This is a genomic window from Christiangramia sp. 3-2217-3z (genome assembly GCF_051195275.1).
Classification (GTDB): Bacteria; Bacteroidota; Bacteroidia; order Flavobacteriales; family Flavobacteriaceae; genus Christiangramia; species Christiangramia marina.
Window position 1 is genome coordinate 111,738 of the sequence record NZ_JBNJLI010000008.1, and the last position, 17,945, is coordinate 129,682.

16 protein-coding genes are annotated in these 17,945 nt (G+C 34.7%); 9 read left to right on the forward strand and 7 right to left on the reverse strand.

The genetic code is table 11. The features are described from left to right. Positions 1–4: 4 nt before the first annotated feature. From ACSHZO_RS13830 to ACSHZO_RS13850, 5 genes are read left to right on the forward strand one after another with little or no spacing between them, the layout of a single operon-like run. Positions 5–1,228 (forward strand): glycoside hydrolase family 76 protein, encoded by a 1,224-nt coding sequence (locus tag ACSHZO_RS13830; protein WP_298247919.1) that lies wholly within the window; start codon positions 5–7, stop codon positions 1,226–1,228. Between the two features lie 59 nt (positions 1,229–1,287). Further along, a complete protein-coding gene (locus tag ACSHZO_RS13835) occupies positions 1,288–2,676 on the forward strand; it encodes a sugar porter family MFS transporter (RefSeq protein ID WP_298247920.1) in 1,389 nt (462 codons plus the stop codon). 3 nt (positions 2,677–2,679) lie between these two features. Beyond that, on the forward strand, positions 2,680–3,606 hold the full coding sequence (locus ACSHZO_RS13840; protein WP_298247921.1) for an ROK family protein: 927 nt from the start codon (positions 2,680–2,682) through the stop codon (positions 3,604–3,606). Between the two features lie 7 nt (positions 3,607–3,613). Next, a complete protein-coding gene (locus ACSHZO_RS13845) occupies positions 3,614–5,359 on the forward strand; it encodes a type I phosphomannose isomerase catalytic subunit (RefSeq protein WP_298247922.1) in 1,746 nt (581 codons plus the stop codon). 49 nt (positions 5,360–5,408) lie between these two features. Further along, positions 5,409–6,410 carry a type I phosphomannose isomerase catalytic subunit gene (locus ACSHZO_RS13850; RefSeq protein ID WP_298247923.1) on the forward strand — a complete coding sequence of 334 codons (1,002 nt, stop codon included), beginning with the start codon at positions 5,409–5,411 and terminating at the stop codon, positions 6,408–6,410. 483 nt (positions 6,411–6,893) lie between these two features. Here the strand turns inward: ACSHZO_RS13850 and ACSHZO_RS13855 are convergent, their stop codons facing one another. The 7 genes from ACSHZO_RS13855 to ACSHZO_RS13885 form a co-directional block, all read right to left on the reverse strand. After that, a complete protein-coding gene (locus tag ACSHZO_RS13855; RefSeq protein WP_298247924.1) occupies positions 6,894–7,238 on the reverse strand; it encodes a DUF4145 domain-containing protein in 345 nt (114 codons plus the stop codon). A 438-nt stretch (positions 7,239–7,676) separates the two neighbouring features. Next, complete coding sequence (locus tag ACSHZO_RS13860) at positions 7,677–8,939, reverse strand: Y-family DNA polymerase (protein ID WP_366941480.1); 1,263 nt, start codon at positions 8,937–8,939, stop codon at positions 7,677–7,679. Then, positions 8,936–9,349, reverse strand: a complete 414-nt coding sequence (locus tag ACSHZO_RS13865) for a LexA family protein (protein ID WP_298247925.1) — start codon at positions 9,347–9,349, stop codon at positions 8,936–8,938. Before ACSHZO_RS13865 ends, ACSHZO_RS13860 begins: the two co-directional genes overlap by 4 nt. 130 nt (positions 9,350–9,479) lie before the next feature. Next, positions 9,480–9,830 (reverse strand): META domain-containing protein, encoded by a 351-nt coding sequence (locus ACSHZO_RS13870; RefSeq protein ID WP_298247926.1) that lies wholly within the window; start codon positions 9,828–9,830, stop codon positions 9,480–9,482. A gap of 244 nt (positions 9,831–10,074) precedes the next feature. Next, positions 10,075–11,340: a type II toxin-antitoxin system HipA family toxin gene (locus ACSHZO_RS13875; protein WP_298247927.1), complete on the reverse strand. Its 1,266-nt coding sequence runs from the start codon at positions 11,338–11,340 to the stop codon at positions 10,075–10,077. Between the two features lie 7 nt (positions 11,341–11,347). Then, positions 11,348–11,611, reverse strand: coding sequence for a helix-turn-helix transcriptional regulator (locus ACSHZO_RS13880; protein ID WP_298247928.1), 264 nt, complete (start codon positions 11,609–11,611; stop codon positions 11,348–11,350). A gap of 199 nt (positions 11,612–11,810) precedes the next feature. After that, positions 11,811–12,101 carry an HNH endonuclease gene (locus ACSHZO_RS13885; RefSeq protein ID WP_366941484.1) on the reverse strand — a complete coding sequence of 97 codons (291 nt, stop codon included), beginning with the start codon at positions 12,099–12,101 and terminating at the stop codon, positions 11,811–11,813. A gap of 85 nt (positions 12,102–12,186) precedes the next feature. Between ACSHZO_RS13885 and ACSHZO_RS13890 the strand changes: the two genes are divergently transcribed. From ACSHZO_RS13890 to ACSHZO_RS13905, 4 genes are read left to right on the forward strand one after another with little or no spacing between them, the layout of a single operon-like run. Beyond that, on the forward strand, positions 12,187–13,038 hold the full coding sequence (locus tag ACSHZO_RS13890) for a DUF4007 family protein (protein ID WP_298247929.1): 852 nt from the start codon (positions 12,187–12,189) through the stop codon (positions 13,036–13,038). After that, entirely contained in the window at positions 13,028–16,213 is a 3,186-nt protein-coding gene (locus ACSHZO_RS13895; protein ID WP_298247930.1) for a hypothetical protein, read from the forward strand. The genes ACSHZO_RS13890 and ACSHZO_RS13895 overlap by 11 nt, the downstream gene beginning before the upstream one ends. Then, positions 16,206–17,345, forward strand: a complete 1,140-nt coding sequence (locus ACSHZO_RS13900; protein ID WP_298247931.1) for a phosphoadenosine phosphosulfate reductase family protein — start codon at positions 16,206–16,208, stop codon at positions 17,343–17,345. The genes ACSHZO_RS13895 and ACSHZO_RS13900 overlap by 8 nt, the downstream gene beginning before the upstream one ends. Beyond that, positions 17,333–17,944, forward strand: a complete 612-nt coding sequence (locus tag ACSHZO_RS13905) for a hypothetical protein (protein WP_298247932.1) — start codon at positions 17,333–17,335, stop codon at positions 17,942–17,944. The genes ACSHZO_RS13900 and ACSHZO_RS13905 overlap by 13 nt, the downstream gene beginning before the upstream one ends. The last annotated feature ends 1 nt before the right edge of the window (position 17,945 follow it).

The following is a 17,945-nucleotide window of genomic DNA, read 5'->3' on the forward strand; positions in this document are numbered from 1 at the left end:
GAATATGAAATCAAAACTGATGATACAATCTAAAATATTAATACTCTGGACGGCTTCATTTTTAATGGCTATGGGATGTAGTAGTGATCCTTCAGTCGAAGATCAAATGGAAACTCCTACTGAAGGACAGAACCCGAAACCTGAAGAACCTTCAGAAACTGTGAGCTATAAAGATAAGGCTAAAGGAACCTATGATATGATTCAGGAGTTATATGCGAAAGGGTCATTATATAAGGAAAATTATCCAGAGCAGAGTGGAGAAAGGGAATATAGTTATCTATGGCCATATGTAGGAATGCTTACTGCTGGGAATGTTTTATATGAACTTGGATATGAACAGTCCATACTGGATAAAGAATTCTCCGGTTTAGAAGCTTATTATGATAACAGAAGCAATTTACCTACTTATCAGGCATACCCGGTTTCTGGAGGTTCCACAGATCATTATTATGATGATAGCGCCATAGTTGCCATGGAATTAATCGATGCTTATGAAAATACGGGAGATAATTTTTACCTGGATAGAGCAAAATCTGTTACTGAATTTATTATGTCTGGAGAGGATTCTAGATTGGGTGGTGGTTTATACTGGTTTGAAGGAGAATCTGAAAATTGTACCAGTGGACCCAATTGTATGAAAGCTGCCAATACCTCGGCTTATGCAGCATTTGTTACCAGTAAAATGTATCAGATCACTAACAATACGCAGTATCTTGCTTTTGCTAAAAGAGTTTATGAATGGAATTATGAAACACTACGTGATCCTTCAGATAATTTATATTGGAATGATATAAATATTGGAACCGAGCAGATAAATACCACAAAATGGACTTATAACGCTGCATTGATGATCATGTCAGGAATAAATTTGTATGAAATAACAGACGATCAGAAATACTTGAATCAATCCATAGAGACCGCTCGATCTGCTTATTCGAAATTCACCAAAGTAGTTAATGGAAGAATATTTTATCAAACCAATGATCCCTGGTTTAATGTTGAATTACTAGATGCTTTTATCCAACTTTCAGAATATGACGATAAGTCTAATGATTATGTAGCTGTATTCAAAGACAACGTGGATTATGCGTGGGAAAATGCACGTAATTCAAACGGTCAGTTTTACGAAGATTGGTCTGGAAACAATCAGGGTAGATTTTTTTGGCTATTACACCAGGCGGCTTTAATTGAAGCTTATGGAAGAATAGCTTTATACGAACAAGGTTAATTTGCGATACGCAAGATCAAAGAATTTGGTCTTGAAAACTTAAAGAATCATTTTTATAAATGGCAGAACTAATCCCAGATAAAGTTTCTAAAACTTATATTATTAAGATTACAACCGTGGCAGCTCTTGGCGGATTGTTATTTGGTTACGACACCGCGGTGATAGCCGGAGCGATCGGTTTTCTTCAGGAAAAATTTCAATTATCTCCTGTGCTTGTTGGGTGGGCAGCAAGCAGTGCCATTTGGGGTTGTGTAGCAGGAGCCATGGTTGCCGGTTATGCAAGTGATAAATGGGGGCGTAAAAAAGTTTTAATCTTTACCGCTCTTTTATTTTTCATATCTGCCTTAGGTTCAGCAATTGCTAATGATCTTACCTCATTTGTTTTAGCCCGTTTTGTCGGAGGTCTAGGGGTGGGAGCCGCCTCTATGCTTTCGCCATTATACATTTCAGAAGTTGCTCCCGCGAAGATTCGGGGAACTTTGGTGAGCGTCTATCAATTGGCGATCGTTCTGGGAATAAATATAATATACATAGTAAATTATTGGATTTCGGGGTATGGAACTTCAGATTGGAATATAAACTATGGCTGGAGATATATGTTAGGTTCTGAAACCATTCCTGCCATCATCTTTTTTGTTTTATTGTTTACCGTTCCTGAAAGCCCAAGATGGTTATTAAAAAAAGGAAAAGATCTGATTGCTCGTGATATTCTGAAGAAGGTTAATGGAAAACAAGCTTCAGAAATTGAAATTGAGATCAAATCTACCTTGAATGAGGAGAAAGGAAGTTTAAAAGAACTATTTGGGAAACGATACCGCATGGCTTTGACCATTGGTGTAGTGCTGGCTTTATTTTCGCAAATTACCGGTATTAACGCCGTAATTTATTTTGCTCCGGAAATTTTTAAAAGTATAGGCATCGGAGTAGAATCAGCGCTTTCCCAAACTATTTTAATCGGACTCATAAATACTATATTCACTTTTGTTGCTTTAGGTTTAATAGATAAGGCAGGCCGGAGAAAATTACTTTTAGTTGGAGTAAGTGGTATGATAGTTTGTTTACTTGGTACCGGCCTGTGTTTCTATTTTGAAATTTTTGAAGGCCCCTGGCTATTGTTATTTATTCTGGGTTTCATTGCGAGTTTTGCCTCTTCATTAGGACCAATACCATGGGTTCTGATTTCAGAAATCTTTCCAACAAAGACAAGAGGAATAGCCATGTCGGTTTGTACGCTAATTCTTTGGGTTGGGGTAATACTAATAACTCAATTAACTCCTGTTCTATTAGACCAGATAGGAGGCGCTGGAACCTTCTTCATTTTTATGGTGAATGCCTTGATTCTTTTAGTCTTCACCTGGAAGTTTGTGCCGGAAACAAAGCAAAAGAGTCTTGAAGAAATCGAAAAGGGCTGGCGAGAGGATGATCTTATAAAAATGGAAAATAGATAATTTGTGAAAGAGGTTTTTTTAGGATTAGACATGGGCGGAACCGAGATCAAATTAGGTCTGGTAGATAGAGAAGGCAATTTAATGGAAACAGAAATGTTTCCGGCAAAGTCAGATCTAAGTTTGAAGGATCGTCTAACTGAATTAGTAAGCGATATAGATCTAAAAATCGCAAACTATAACCTGCTGGGGATAGGTATTGCCTTTCCTGGTATCGTGGATAATCATAAAAACAAAATTGTATCCAAATACGTCAAGTATAACGATGCCCATACAGCAGATTTAAATACATGGGCCAGGAGTCAATGGAATGTGCCGGTAACTGTGGAGAATGATGCCAGGGCAGCTTTAATTGGAGAATGGCAATATGGTTCCGGAAAAGGAAGTAATAATATCCTCATGGTAACGCTGGGAACAGGGATGGGTTCGGCAGTACTTATTGAAGGTAAACTTTTGCGTGGTAGAAATTTTCTTGCCGGAAACCTGGGCGGACATATGAGTATAAATTTTGAAGGAGATCAATGTAACTGCGGAAACATAGGCTGTGTAGAAACTGCTGCTTCCACCTGGGCGCTGCCAAAAAACCTCAAAAAGATTGAAAATCACGAAGACAGTGAGCTTTCTAAAATGTCATCATTCGGATACAAAGACATTTTCGAATTAGCTTATAAAGGCGATATCGCTGCAGAAAATTTAAAAAATAAAAGTCTGGAAGCCTGGTCTTCGGGAATCATAAATCTATTACATGCCTACGATCCTGAACTATTGATCATAGGTGGTGGAATTATGAAAAGTAAGGATGAAATCATTCCTTTTATCGAAAAAAGAATAAATGAAAGATCATGGCTGCCCAAAGATTCGATTAGAATTAAAACGGCCAATCAAACAAAATATGCAGGAATCTTAGGTGTCTGCTATTTATCAAAAATATAAATCTACTATGAAATCTAACTACGATAAAAATCCCAGCATACGGGTTAGCGAAAATGACGGAGAGTGCATTTCGGGATGGGAAAACATAGCAAAAAGTTTAAATGAGCGTATTGATCAGGAAACTTCTTTTGTTATTGCGATCGAAACCTATCAGGGAGTCGATGATCTTAAGGTAAAAAAAGCTCTGGACCAATTATTACCTGCACATCAATTTTACAACACTTCAGAAGCTTTTAAAGAAGTTAAAGCTATAGAAGAAATGGTCTACCCTTTCGTAACCGATGATCGAGTTTTTGGATATATGACCGACCTGAAATTGGAGGATTTTCTGGATGAGGATAAATCTACACAGCTTAAAAAGCAAATCCAGAAAGAAGAGGTGGTTTTGAAGATTGTCTACGGGCCTGCCGCAACACTTGTTTCAGATCCAGACCTGGTGATCTATATAGATATGGCTCGCTGGGAGATCCAGCAGCGTATGCGTAATAAGGAGGTGAATAACTTAGGGGTTGGAAATAAAGATACAGAAGCTGCATTGCTTTATAAACAATCATATTTTGTAGACTGGAGGGTCCTGGATCAGCATAAACTCTCCCTCTTCGATAAGGTTGATTATTTCATTGACGGCAATAAAAAAAACAATCCTAAAATGATTACCGGCAGTGCTTTAAATGCAGGATTGAAAAGAGCGAACAGCCAGCCTTTTCGCGTGGTGCCATTTTTTGATCCTGGTGTTTGGGGAGGTCAATGGCTAAAGGAAGTGGTAGATCTAGACCGGTCTGCAGTAAATTACGCATGGGGATTTGATTGCGTTCCTGAAGAAAACAGTATTCTGTTGGCCTATGGTTCAGAAGTTTTCGAAACTCCTGCTATTAACCTCGTTTTGAGAGAGCCTGAGGATTTGTTGGGGCAGGAAGTATTCAATAAGTTTGGAGCAGAATTTCCTATTAGGTTTGATTTTTTAGATACCATGGAAGGAGGGAATTTAAGTTTGCAGGTCCATCCCGATAAGAAATATATAAAAGAGAAATTCGGAATGTCCTACACCCAGGATGAAAGCTATTATATTCTTGATGCCAAAGACGGCGCTCACGTATATCTTGGCCTTAACGAAGATATCGAGCCAGAGAAAATGGTTTCCGAGTTGAAACACGCGCAGGAAAACGGGAGCACTTTTGAGGCTGAAAAGCATGTCGCTAAATGGCCGGTAAAAAAACACGATCATGTACTAATACCAGCCGGAACGATTCATTGTTCAGGTAAAGATAGTATGGTTCTGGAAATAAGTGCCACTCCATATATTTTCACCTTCAAGTTGTACGACTGGGCTCGATTGGGAATGGACAATAAGCCTAGACCCATTAATATATGCCATGGTGAAAAAGTGATTCAGTGGGATCGAACCAGGCATTGGACAGGAGAAAATCTGGTGAATAATATTGAAAAAATTGAAGAAGGAGATTCGTGGGTAGAAGAGCGAACAGGTCTGTATGAAACTAATTTTATTGAGACCAGAAGACATTGGTTTACAGATAAAGTGACACATACAACAGGGGGAGGCGTTAATGTATTAAATCTAGTGGAAGGTAGGGAAGTTATTATCGAAAGTCCTACAGATTCCTTCTCGCCATTTGTAGTGCATTATGCGGAAACGTTTATAATTCCTGCTACAGTAGGAGAATATACTATTCGTCCTCACGGTGAATCTGAAGGTCAAAAATGTGGAACAGTAAAAGCTTTTGTTAGAAAATAAGAATTATTGCTAATTGGAAAGCGATATATTTTCAATTATTTGAATAAATATGATATCCAAAAAATTTGAATCTTACGGAATAAAATTTCAACCAATTCTCAAAGATAAAATCTGGGGAGGCTCGAAACTCAAAACGATCCTAGGAAAACCTGCTTCTCCAAATACCGGAGAAAGTTGGGAAATTTCGACGGTAAACGGTGAAATAAGTGTAATAGAAAATGGTACCTATTCAGGTGTTAAATTCGACGATTTGATTGCAGAATTTCAGTCTGAAATTCTTGGCAATATGGTTGTTGAGAAATTCGGGGGAGAATTTCCGCTTTTATTCAAATATATAGATGCCGCTCAAAATTTATCCGTTCAGGTTCATCCAGGAGATGAAATGGCTAAAAAATTTCATAATTCCTATGGAAAAACAGAGATGTGGTATATCATTCAGGCAGATGAAAAAGCTGAAATTAATGTAGGCTGGAAAAATGAAATCACCCCAGAGCAGTACGAGGAAGTTTTACAGAATGGAACTATTGCTGAACATTTGAATTTCATCAAGGTTTCTACAGGTGATTCTTTCTTTATAAAAGCTGGAAAAGTCCATGCGATTGGAGCAGGAGTATTACTTGCAGAAATTCAGCAGACCTCAGATGTTACTTATAGAGTATATGACTGGGATCGGGTAGACGATAAAGGAAATGGAAGGGAATTGCATATAGATAAAGCCCGTGATGCCATGAGTTTTATAGTTCAGGACGAAGATTCTATTAGGTACGAACCTAAAATTAATGAATCTTCCCAATTGGTCAATTGTGAATATTTTACAACGAATTTAATAGCAGTTCAGGGATCTATGCAAAAAGACTATTCATCCTTAGGTTCTTTTGTGGTATTTATGTGTGTAATGGGTGAAGTAACAATTTCTGTTGATGGAGTGGACGAAAACTTGGTGTATGGGCAAACAATTCTTATCCCTGCAGCCGCTAATGTTGTTGAATTATCGAGTGAATCTGCAAAAATTCTAGAGGTTTTTATATCCAGGGATTATGATCAATCATAAATTTAGGTTTGTCGAAAAACTTAAAATAACAGTTTAATTATTTTACTTCCGTAATTCCTATCTTCCAAAATCTATTAAATTTTGCGCTAATCCAGACTGCATAAACCGCTGGGCTTCTTATAAGTTTTTCTTGTCGCTATTTTTATTTTCGGTTTAAAGTATTACAGTTTTAAAAGAGCCAACTTTAAAAATGGAATAACAAGAGGATGACACGCTGCAAGATACTATGATCTTTAAAGCCTTCAAAAGCAAATGTCTTTATTCCAAGTCTTCTGATTTTTTGTGTTGGTATCTCATGTATTTATATTTCTTTAGTTGCAAAAAGGGGAAGAGTAAGAAGTCGGCATTGATCGCTTTATGTGGTGAGCCTCTATAACAAGCATTGCAATCACCAAATCAGTAACTTTTTATCAGGAAAATTATATATCGAAATTAGCTTAAAAAGACTTGGATTTCACCTTATTTGTTTGATAGGCATAGTATTTATGTTTTCAATCTTTTGTTACGCAGTCTTAATCCTTTTGTAGGTATTTCGTATAGATTTCCGATAACATTCTCAATTATTTCTATAACTAATTCTAAATCATCTTTTGTCGGTTCTGATAAATCATGGACAGCTTTCTTACCTAAGAATCTATGTTCGTGAAGTATTTCCGCATTGGAATTAGTTAATTTGTTTACTTCAAAGAGGCCGTTTATTTTCCCTTGTAGATTTTTACTTCGAGAATTATTGCTCGAATTATCATTATCAATATTTAGTGGACCGTCATTAATTTCTTGATCTGTACAAATTCCCTCAACAATCGCTCTAGCACCAACTGTACACACAATAAGATTATTGCTATTATAGGATGAGATAGTTTCTTTATAAATTACTTCTAAATTTGATGGTCTATTCCAATATTCCTTTGCTACTAAAACATTTTTATCACGCTTTGGATAGATATTTATCGTACTTATTGGCTTGTTCTTATAGTCAGTATGTTCTGAATCAATACCAAAACTTCAAAATGAAATTGTATTGCAACCAAGACATTTTATTATTTAATAATCTTTATTCCTATCAAAACTTACATATTCACCTAGTGGTTCAGTTCCTACTTCATATACAGAAAAAGAACTTCAAGTTTTGTATCAGTTTTACAATGAGAGCATTAAATTCTAAATGTCTTTCCTTTTGATTTATTCAGTTCGTGAGTAACTTTCATCCTGAATTTTGTAACAATTAAAAATGCTTAAATGGCTAAAAGGTACACGAGCTGATAGCTAAATTTTAATAATGATTAGTTCATTGAGTCTTGTACTAGACCTTTTCGATAACTTTTCCTGCTTAATCTTCCAGGTACGGCCAAGATCCTGACCTCCAAATTTCACTTTACCGTTCTCTCGAAAGTTTAATTGATCTACAACTTTCATTAACTGTTCATGTTTGGTATTTTCTTCTGAAAATAACTTGAACTGCTTTTGCTTGGCTGGGGTAAGTTTCGATGCTATAATGCCCGCTTTCTTATACTGATATCCTTCTTTGTATATAATGGATAGTCCTGTAAGTGCAGTTTGGACGAGTGTTATACTTGAGTTAGTTGGAGTAGGAGTATAGACAGATATACTGGCTCGATACTGCTTTAGATCACTCCTAAATTGATTTGTAATTACAAAGACTTGAATCAGGCTACAATTACTCTCTTGTCTTCTTAGTTTTTCTCCAATCTTCACAGCATAAGTAGACACCCTTTCTTTAAGTTCATTGTAATCACTATACATATTTTCAAATGCCCGCGTGACTGCGATATTCTTTTTCTTCGGAATTGCTTCTAAGGATAGGGTAGTGAGGCCAGAAAGATCTCTTTTCAAGCGTAATCCTACCACAGAAAACTCTTTTCGAACATACTCATCATGTAATTCAACAAATTGCTGAGCATTTCTAATATTTAGAGCAAGTAACCTTTTTTCGTATTGTCGCCCAATTCCCCAGACATCACCAATCTTAGTCCATGACAATGCTTTCCTGGTTTTATTTGGATCATCCAGAATATACACTCCTCCAGTACGTGCAGAAAATTTCTTAGCTATTTTATTAGCTACCTTGGCTAAAGCTTTCGTAGGTGCAATGCCAACACTTATTGGTATTCCCGTTCTACTTTTCACCGCCAGAATCATTTGTCTTCCATAAGCCTCAAGATTGAAATGTTCCTCAAATCCAGCCAACAGTAGAAAAGCTTCATCTATAGAATAGATCTCAATGTCAGGCGTAAACTCAGAAAGGATATTCATCACTCTTTTACTCATATCCCCGTACAAGGCATAATTAGAAGAAAAGACATGAACGCCATTTTTATCAAATAGCTTTTGAAATTCAAAGGCAGGAGCACCCATGGGAATGTCCATAGCTTTCGCTTCATTGCTACGGGCGATTACACATCCATCATTATTCGAAAGCACCACCACAGGTTTGTTTTCCAGGAGCGGATTGAATACTCGTTCGCAGGACGCATAAAAATTATTGCAGTCAACCAGTGCGTACATCATACATACTTGATAACGTTGGTCACTATGCCCCAGATTAGGAAGTCATTCTCAGCGGTGACCTTAATAGGTTTGTATTTTTGATTTTCTGCAATGAGCCAGATAATATCCTGTTCGATTTTTATACGTTTAACGGTAAATTCCCCATCAATAAAACAAACGGCTATTTTACCATTACGAGGCTCCAAACCTTTATTGATCACTAAAAGATCACCATGTTCAATTCCAGCGCCAGTCATGGAGTCTCCTTCAACACGCCCGAAGAAAGTCGCATCTCTATCCTTAATGATTTCTAAGTTGAGATCTATAGAATTGTCCAGGTGATCATCTGCGGGTGAAGGAAATCCAGCTGTAATGGAACCTATGAAAGGTAATACCGGAATTTTGGAAATCGATAAAAAAGCTACTTTCATAAAAACAAAAGTAGTGATTGGAAAAATTACATAAAAATGGAATAATTCCTATTATTATTCTATATTGATGTTGAATTCCAATGGACAGCAATCATACATATTGCACTCTTTCCACTTGTGGCAACCGTAATTATCGAGCTCCAGCAAAACGCATAATAATCGTATTACCATCCATTAAAATTAATTTACCATCCTTATCAAATTTGATAGTATTTACCTTTTGCATCGAATTGAGAAATAATTGTTCCCCTTCACCACAGTACATCTTTGTGGCCGGACCAGGTTGTCCAATAGAAATTTTACCATCATCCAGGCTAAAGTCCGCAGAGTATCCATTGCATCCGCTATTTCCTTTTAATGTGTTTAGAGTCTTATCAAAAGTGATTTGCGGTTTTTTGTTTGTGTAAAGTTCACTTACTTCCATATTAGATTCAGAAAGATATTCAAGCTCCCAGGTAGTATTGAAAAGTAACTTATCCACATTACTCTTGCTTGATGAACAAGAAATTACCAGGACTAAAATTAATAACAGATACAATATTCTTGATTTATTCATAATGATGAAACTTAAATTTATAGAGTTTTATTGTTAGCTAACATAGTTGATTATTTCGATAAGGTCTTGTAGGGATTTGTTATAATTAATTGGATGGTCTGACTAGGAAATAAATAATACCTTTCAATTTGGATTGAGCAGTCTCTCTAGTCACAAAAGTGGTAAATAATTATATAAAAGTCTGGAACTCATTACTTATTTCCTTAATCACTTTCCTAGGAAGTTCCTGTTCCAGGGCTAGTGCCTCCCAGGAAAGGACCTGTTCCTGTACCTCCTCAATTATACCCTTTGGGTTTTTTACAGAAAAACTATCAGCTAGTGCTAGTACATCCTTTTTATTGATTAATTCCCTTTTTCCATTTATAGAAAGCGCTCGAGATACCTTTGTGAAATTAAAGCGTAAATCCAAAGGAAATGTAAGATCGTAAGCTGGAGAAAGTGACCAGGAATCTTTTTCACGTTCGTATATAAAAGAATGATTTTTTAAGTGGTCGTCAATATTGGCAAATACCAAATTGAAAATCATTCTTCGGTACAACTGATTGATATTTTTGTAGGGAACCTTAAGGTCCAGGGCGAGTTTAAAAAGATTCTCATAAGTTGATTCTTCAGGTTTCCTGAAATCCCAACCGGTAAGACCACTAGCGGTTAAAACATGTTGTTTTTGACCGTTCTGTCTGTCATAACGATGTGTGGCAAAATGTTTTTGATCAATCATATGTGAAGGCATCATGTCGATACCTGTTGCACAAGCCATTTGAGAGTAAATATATTCCACGGTCTCCTTATTATAATTAGCATTTTCATCCATGGAGAGTTTTACGAGATAATGGTAGTAAGAATCTGAGAATTCTATATCTCCAGGAATAATAGCTCCGTTCTCTTTATGCTCAGATATCAATAGTTTGGGTCTGGCTCCTCCTGCGGAAGTTCCCATTTTAAAAATGTTTAATAGACTTTCGGTATCCAGGTTCTTTTCAGAAATGTCTTTCTTCTGATCAAGCACTTTTCTTAAAAGTTCGACCATTTCTGAAATATTGATAGTCGAGGTTTTAGGAATTTGTTTAGCCGGCTGATATTCTAGTGCACCCATACCACGGTTAGCAACATAGGTCAACTGCTCTAATGGTGTAAATTTTGACCGCTCGGAGTGCCTGGCGTCAAACCATTCCTTAAAGATGATGTTACCAAACGTATCCGGCAGGGAATCGGCTATAGCAGGGGGCAACCCTTTAAAGGTTTGACCTGAGAAATCCGTGAAGACCTGAGTGCTTTCAATACGTTTTATGAGGTAAGGAAATATGTTTTTGTAAATATTCTTTTCCAGGAAAACTGGATTGTATTGGAAAAAGCATTTTTTTTGATCTGGATCATACCCAATTTTCCCAACCTGTTCCTTAAAAAGTATTAGCTGAATGATATCGTTTACTGGCATAGCTTACTTAATAAAGTGAATCAGTTTGATTTTGTTCGTTTTGTTGCTTCAATGCTTTATATAATGGGTCGAGTGCATCGAAATGATGCGCTATTTTTAAAGCTGTATCGAGCGTAGCGTTATTTCCAGTTTCAAATTTTTGAATGGTATAGCGAGACATTCCCAGAATTTCCGCCAATTCACTTTGCGTCAGTTGATGTCTCTGTCGCTCAAGTTTGCACCAATTCCCCAAGACTTCCTTAACCTCTTTAATACTTACAAAACTTAGCATGATTGTCTGTTATAATACACAAATATACAATTTATGTATGAATTGTGTATTATAAAAGGCTTTCTAAAAGCTTTCTCCAGTTGTTTCTAATTTTGGATAGAATGTTTATCGATATGTTATGATATAAAATCGATAGGCAAATTAATATAGAAATTCTTATCAAAGCTAATTTGACAAGAAAGAAGCAAGATTTAGATATCTACTTAATAAATATATTTTTTTGGTGCCAGTTTAAAGAATCCATAGAAGGATGCCAGGCAGTATTTTCCGGTAATAGTATTTGCTTATTTGCGAATTGAGATAATGTGAATTCGGAGTCTTTATCATAGACTAAGGCAGATACTTTAACTCGATATTCTTCGGTAATGCTTATAAGCCCGCGGTCAAAAGCTGGGTGCAGGGTAGGGGATAGAGCGATCCCGTTTTTAACCGTATCATCATTGGAAAGACTGAACGGTTGAATAAGGCTGCTATAGTCTTGAATTTTAATTTACTAATTGTTACTGAAAAACTAGTGTAAAACTCATTGATACAATTGTATTTCCTAAGTTATAAACTTATATTTTTGTAAAATTATGAGTGATAAAATGACATTTTCTGGACACGATACTTTCCATTGTAGACTATTCTGGCTAAAAAAAGGATATGATTATATCTCTACTGGAGAACAGTTTAAAGAAGATTCAGGAGTAGAGTTAGGCGTAGGTAGAAACATGGTTAATTCTATAAGGTTCTGGCTTAAGGCTTTTGGAATAATAACGGAAGAAAAAAATATAAATCCTCTTTTTGAAAACCTCTTAGGTGAAGATGGGTGGGATCCTTTCTTGGAAAATGAAGCTACTCTTTATCTTTTACATTATCATTTATGTGCGGAAAATCATTCTAGTACCTACAATATAATTTTCAGAGAATTGAGAAAAGTGAAACCGGAATTCACTCGCGATCACTTTGTAAACTTAATATTAGATAAAGATCCAAAACAAAATAAAAAACTTTTAGAAAAGGACTTTTCAGTTTTTACCAGAAATTATTCTGTTTCAAAATCAGACAAAATTAAAGAAGAAGGTTACAGTGGAATTTTGAGTGAATTATCACTTCTTGACGAATTTTCTAAAAATCAAAAAGGAGAACCTTTATATCGATTAAAGAACAAGAACCAAGAGGAAATACCTAATGAAATAATCCTATACTGCATCCTTAGTAATCCTAATTATGAAACCTCAATTAGTTTTAATGATCTTTACACTGATGAGAAAGGCATTGGTAATATTTTCTGTTTTGATCAAGACAAACTAGAGACAAAAATAATTGAGTTAGCGAGTGAGTATGAATTCATGACCTATAGTAGTGAAGCAGGCATTAAAGAAATTCAATTTAAGACTAAACCGAATAGCTTAGAAATACTAACAGCATTTTATGAAAACTAGTTTTTCTCCATCTGTAAATATAATTCGTGATGACCAAGTGAAATTGGATTATCATGTAACTCCCAATGGTGAAAAAACTGTTGAGGGTATATTCTCAAATTTTGAGAAGGGAATTCATTCTTTTAACCTCATAGGATCTTTCGGAACGGGAAAATCTGCATTTCTATGGGCTTTAGAAAAGTCTTTAACTAAAGAAAATGAGTTTTTCAAAACACCATACAATGGTAATGTCAAGTTTATAAAACTAATTGGGGAATACAGGTCTTTAAAGTCTGTATTAGATGAAGAGTTCAATATAAATGAGGATCTATCTAGTAATCAAAAATTATTTGATTCCATCTTCAAAAAATATGCTGAAGTAAAAGACTCAAATGGATTATTAGTAATCGCTATCGATGAATTCGGGAAATTTTTAGAATATGCATCAAGAAATAATCCTGAAGACGAGATTTACTTTTTTCAAAAATTAGCGGAATTTATCAACGCTCCTGATCGTAATATTCTTCTTCTCACATCTATACATCAAAACTTTGAGTCGTATGGTTTTAAACTAGATAAAACCGGTAAAGAGGAATGGAGAAAAGTTAAAGGAAGATTTAAGGATTTAACCTTCAACGAACCGGTAGAACAACTACTTTTTTTAGCTTCGAAATCTTTAGAAAATAATGGCGGGCAATTTAACCCTGAGGTAGAAATTGGTTTAATCTCGAAATTCCAACTTTTTAAAGTGAATGAAAAGTTTTTAGGGAAAATCTCTACCGATTTAGGCCCACTAGTACCCATTAGTGCTTATACCCTTGCAACGGCACTACAAGCTTATGGCCAAAATGAGAGGTCTTTGTTTACATTTCTTCAGTCGGTAAAATTTTCTGAATTGCATGGTTCTAATACATCCTTCAAACTTTATGATGTATATGATTATCTATTCGAAGAATTCTATAGTTTTTTAATTGATAAATCCAACCCGGATTATTCTAATTGGTTTGCTATAAAAAATGCTATTGAAAGAGTAGAGACGTTACCGGATATTAATATTGGTATAGCTGAAAGACTTTTGAAATCCTTAGGATTATTAACTATTTTTTCAAGAAAAGGTTCAAAGTTAGATCAGGAATTTTTCCAAAACTACTTAAGTACTTATGAGGCTTCTGAAGTTAATGCGGTAATAAAAACTCTTTTAAAAAACAAGATTATAAGACTAAGCCAATTTGATTTCTCTTTTAAATTTACTGAGGGAACAGATTTGGATATTGAGGGAGCTATAAAAGCTGCGGAAAATAAAATTGATTACTCAGTAGATATTTTATCCAAACTGAATTCTCATTTTGACTTTCCGGTTATCACTGCAAAGTCGGCTACTTACCAGCGAGGCACGCCTAGGCTTTTTCAATTTGAACTTACAAATTCAGCTATAGATAAAACACCGGAAGATGAAATTGATGGTTACATTAATTTAATTTTCACTGAAAAGGAAATTGAAGAAGAAGAGCTTGTAACATTTTCTGAAAATAAGCCAATTCTATATGGACATTTTTTAAATACCGCCGGAATTTTTGAAAATCTTTTAGAAATTGAAAAAACCAATAGGGTTTTAAAAGATATGCAGGATGAAAATGATCGAGTTGCAATTAAGGAATTAAAGTCGATAATTAGTCATAGAGAAAGTCTTCTAAATCACTTTGTAATGGATAGTCTATATTCAGATAAAGTGGGATGGTTTGCAAATGGACAAAAACTCAGAATTTTTGATAAGAAAAGTTTTAATCAAGAGCTATCGAATATTTCCAATTTTATCTACGATCAAACTCCAGTAATTCAAAATGAACTTATAAATAGACACAAAGTTTCTGGATCTATTTCAAGTGCTAGGAAAAACCTTTGGAGAGCTCTTGTCAATAATTATGACCAAAAAGATTTAGGGTTTGAAGATTCTAAATGGCCTGCAGAAAAAACCATTTATTATAGCCTTTTTAAAAAAACTGGTATACATAGGCAGGAGGATGGCAGGTATAATCTATATGCTCCTAACACCGAAGATTTTCAACATTTATGGGAGGCTAGCAACAACTTTTTAAACGAAGCTAGAGAAACCAGAAAAAGTATAGTCTCATTCATAGAATTATTAGGTAAAGCCCCTTTTAAATTGAAACAGGGTGTTATTGAGTTTTGGATACCAACTTTCCTATTTATTAATAGAGGTAATTTTGCATTATATGGAGATAAAGGTTTTGTGCCCTACATAGATGAGAATATTCTCTATATGATGACAAGAAACCCGAAAGAGTTTTACGTCAAAAGTTTTGAATTAAACAACTTAAGGCTCAATTTATTTAATAAATATCGAGATTTCTTACAGCAAGAAAACAAGGATAATATTGACACTGATTCCTTTATTGAAAGTATAAGACCTCTTCTTATTTTTTATAGAGACTTGACAGATTATTCTCAGAAAACTAATACCATCTCTTCTGAAGCTGTAAGATTACGAGAAGCTATTAGCAAAGCAAAGGATCCAGAAAAAACCTTTTTTGAAGATTTCCCTGAAGCTCTCGGGTATAACTTAAAAGACTTAGCTTCTAATAATAAATTGTTTGAGGAGTACGTCATTGATTTTCAAAATAAAATACAGGAAATAAAAAGTTCGTTTGATGAACTTTTAAATCGGTTTGAACTTTTTATATGTAATGAAATAATTGGTGAAAATATTAAGTTTCCGGAATACAAGGATGTTCTTCAAAAACGTTTTGAAACCGTAAAAGAACACGAAGCGCTCACAAAACATAAAATATTTCTTCTAAGACTTAATTCTACTTTAGAAGATCGAGATAGCTTTTTGATGTCTCTTGGTCAAGCCTTAATAGGTAAATCTTTAAGTCAAATTAAAGACAGTGACGAAAGACTTTTAAAAGATAAAATGTTAGCTATTACTAAAGAACTTGATAATCTTGTAGATTTAAATAAAGTAGAAGTTGATGAAAATGAAATGTTAGTTAAGCTTCAACTAACAACAAAGAAGGATGGTGGAAAAGAAGAAATAATTCGAGTGCCTAAAAACCAGGCTATTGAAATGGAAAAATTAATTTCGAAGCTTTCCGATGAACTTAAGTCCTACAAAAACCTTAAATTGCCTGTATTAGTTTCACTTCTACAAAGAGAACTAGATAAAAATGAGTAAACCGAGACATGTTTTAGGAATATCTGGTGGAAAGGATAGTGCGGCTTTAGCAATCTATTTAAATGATAGACATCCTTCACTAAATTTTGAATATTATTTCTGTGATACTGGAAAGGAATTAGACGAAACCTATCAGCTAATAGAAAGACTGGAATCATATTTAGGCAAAAAAGTTTTAAAGTTAGAGAATGAGGAACTAAAAAGTTCCAACGAAGATCCCTTTGATTACTATTATAAATCCTTTAGAGGTTATCTCCCTTCACCCCAAGCTCGATGGTGTACTTCAATGATGAAGCTAAAGCCGTTTGAAAATTTCGTTAAAAAAGAACCAACAATTTCTTATGTAGGAATTAGAGGAGATGAAGAGAGGGAAGGCTATATTTCACGAGAATCTAACATCCAATCTATTTTTCCATTTAGAAGAAATATTTGGAGTAATGATGTGCTTACTAAATTTTTTAATCCGTCAAATGAAAAGGCAGTTGCCGACTATTTTAAAAGCTTTTATAGCGGTAAACGTTATGATAGGCAATTAGATATTTTAGCCGAACCTATAGACTTCAACAGGAATAATAAGACGGCCACAGAAAAAGCTCTAAAGCAGAAATTAAATCGCTCCTTGGATATTGGCATCCCGGAATTTAATAGAACTGTTTTTGAATTTTTAAAAACAACAGAATATCCTCTTGCTACTGAAGTAGATTTTGAATTGCTAGACAACGAAGATGTTCTTGTTAGAGATGATATATTTAGAATTCTAAGGGAGTCTGGAGTTGGGATCCCAGAATATTACAAAAAAATAGAATTCGAAGTTGACGGTGAGAAAGGCGAATATGCTCGTAGCCGCTCAGGTTGTTTCTTTTGTTTTTTCCAACAAAAGATAGAATGGATCTGGCTTTACGAACAACACCCCGAGCTTTTTAAAGAAGCTATGAAATACGAAAATGAAGATGAACTTTTCACCTGGGTACCTAATGAATCTTTAGCTGAGCTCATCAAACCAGAAAGAGTAAAACAAATTAAGAAAGGGCATATTGAACGCTCAAATAGAGAAAAATCTAAATCCTCTCCTTATCTTCTAGATATATTAGAAGGAACTGAACGAGATGGATGTAATACATGTTTTTTATGATTTTTAATGGGATTCCTTTTGAAAAATTATCCTATTTAAAACAATATTATTCCGATCCTGTAAATGGAATTCCTGAGGACTCAGGAGTTTATTATTGGGTGTATTGGCCAGACTTTAATCCAAACACGATTAGCTTACAAAAGCTTGAGGATAAATTGAAAGAATATTCTAAGAAAAATTTACAATTTCCTGAAATTTTAAAAGGAAAATATAAATTCATTGCAGAAATTAAGGAACAAAGATTTGATAAGAATGAAGCGCCGATTTTAGGTTTATCTCAGGGGAAAAAACAAAAGCTTTTAGATCATTTTAGTACAAGAAAAAATATAGTCGATTTTCATTTTTTCTTTAAAGAAATATGTTTTGCCCGTCCGTTTTATATAGGTAAAGCAAATAACTTAAGGAAAAGATTAGTTCATTCTCATTTTAAAAGTAAATCTGATATTTTGCCTGAACTAATGGGTCAAAAAATAAACGATTCAGACATTTGGATTGGATATAAATTAATTCCTATTCAAATTAATTCCCAAATGAACGTGATATTTGAAGAAATTTTATCTAGAAACTTAAAACCTGGATTAACAAAAAAACCAAATTAGA

Coding starts and splice junctions, on each gene's coding strand:
- ACSHZO_RS13850 (WP_298247923.1), top strand. CDS start 5,409: ATGATATCCAAAAAATTTGAATCTTACGGAATAAAATTTCAACCAATT.
- ACSHZO_RS13865 (WP_298247925.1), bottom strand. CDS start 9,349: ATGAAAGTAGCTTTTTTATCGATTTCCAAAATTCCGGTATTACCTTTC.
- ACSHZO_RS13880 (WP_298247928.1), bottom strand. CDS start 11,611: ATGCTAAGTTTTGTAAGTATTAAAGAGGTTAAGGAAGTCTTGGGGAAT.
- ACSHZO_RS13895 (WP_298247930.1), top strand. CDS start 13,028: ATGAAAACTAGTTTTTCTCCATCTGTAAATATAATTCGTGATGACCAA.
- ACSHZO_RS13835 (WP_298247920.1), top strand. CDS start 1,288: ATGGCAGAACTAATCCCAGATAAAGTTTCTAAAACTTATATTATTAAG.
- ACSHZO_RS13890 (WP_298247929.1), top strand. CDS start 12,187: ATGAGTGATAAAATGACATTTTCTGGACACGATACTTTCCATTGTAGA.
- ACSHZO_RS13875 (WP_298247927.1), bottom strand. CDS start 11,340: ATGCCAGTAAACGATATCATTCAGCTAATACTTTTTAAGGAACAGGTT.
- ACSHZO_RS13860 (WP_366941480.1), bottom strand. CDS start 8,939: ATGATGTACGCACTGGTTGACTGCAATAATTTTTATGCGTCCTGCGAA.
- ACSHZO_RS13830 (WP_298247919.1), top strand. CDS start 5: ATGAAATCAAAACTGATGATACAATCTAAAATATTAATACTCTGGACG.
- ACSHZO_RS13900 (WP_298247931.1), top strand. CDS start 16,206: ATGAGTAAACCGAGACATGTTTTAGGAATATCTGGTGGAAAGGATAGT.
- ACSHZO_RS13845 (WP_298247922.1), top strand. CDS start 3,614: ATGAAATCTAACTACGATAAAAATCCCAGCATACGGGTTAGCGAAAAT.
- ACSHZO_RS13905 (WP_298247932.1), top strand. CDS start 17,333: ATGTTTTTTATGATTTTTAATGGGATTCCTTTTGAAAAATTATCCTAT.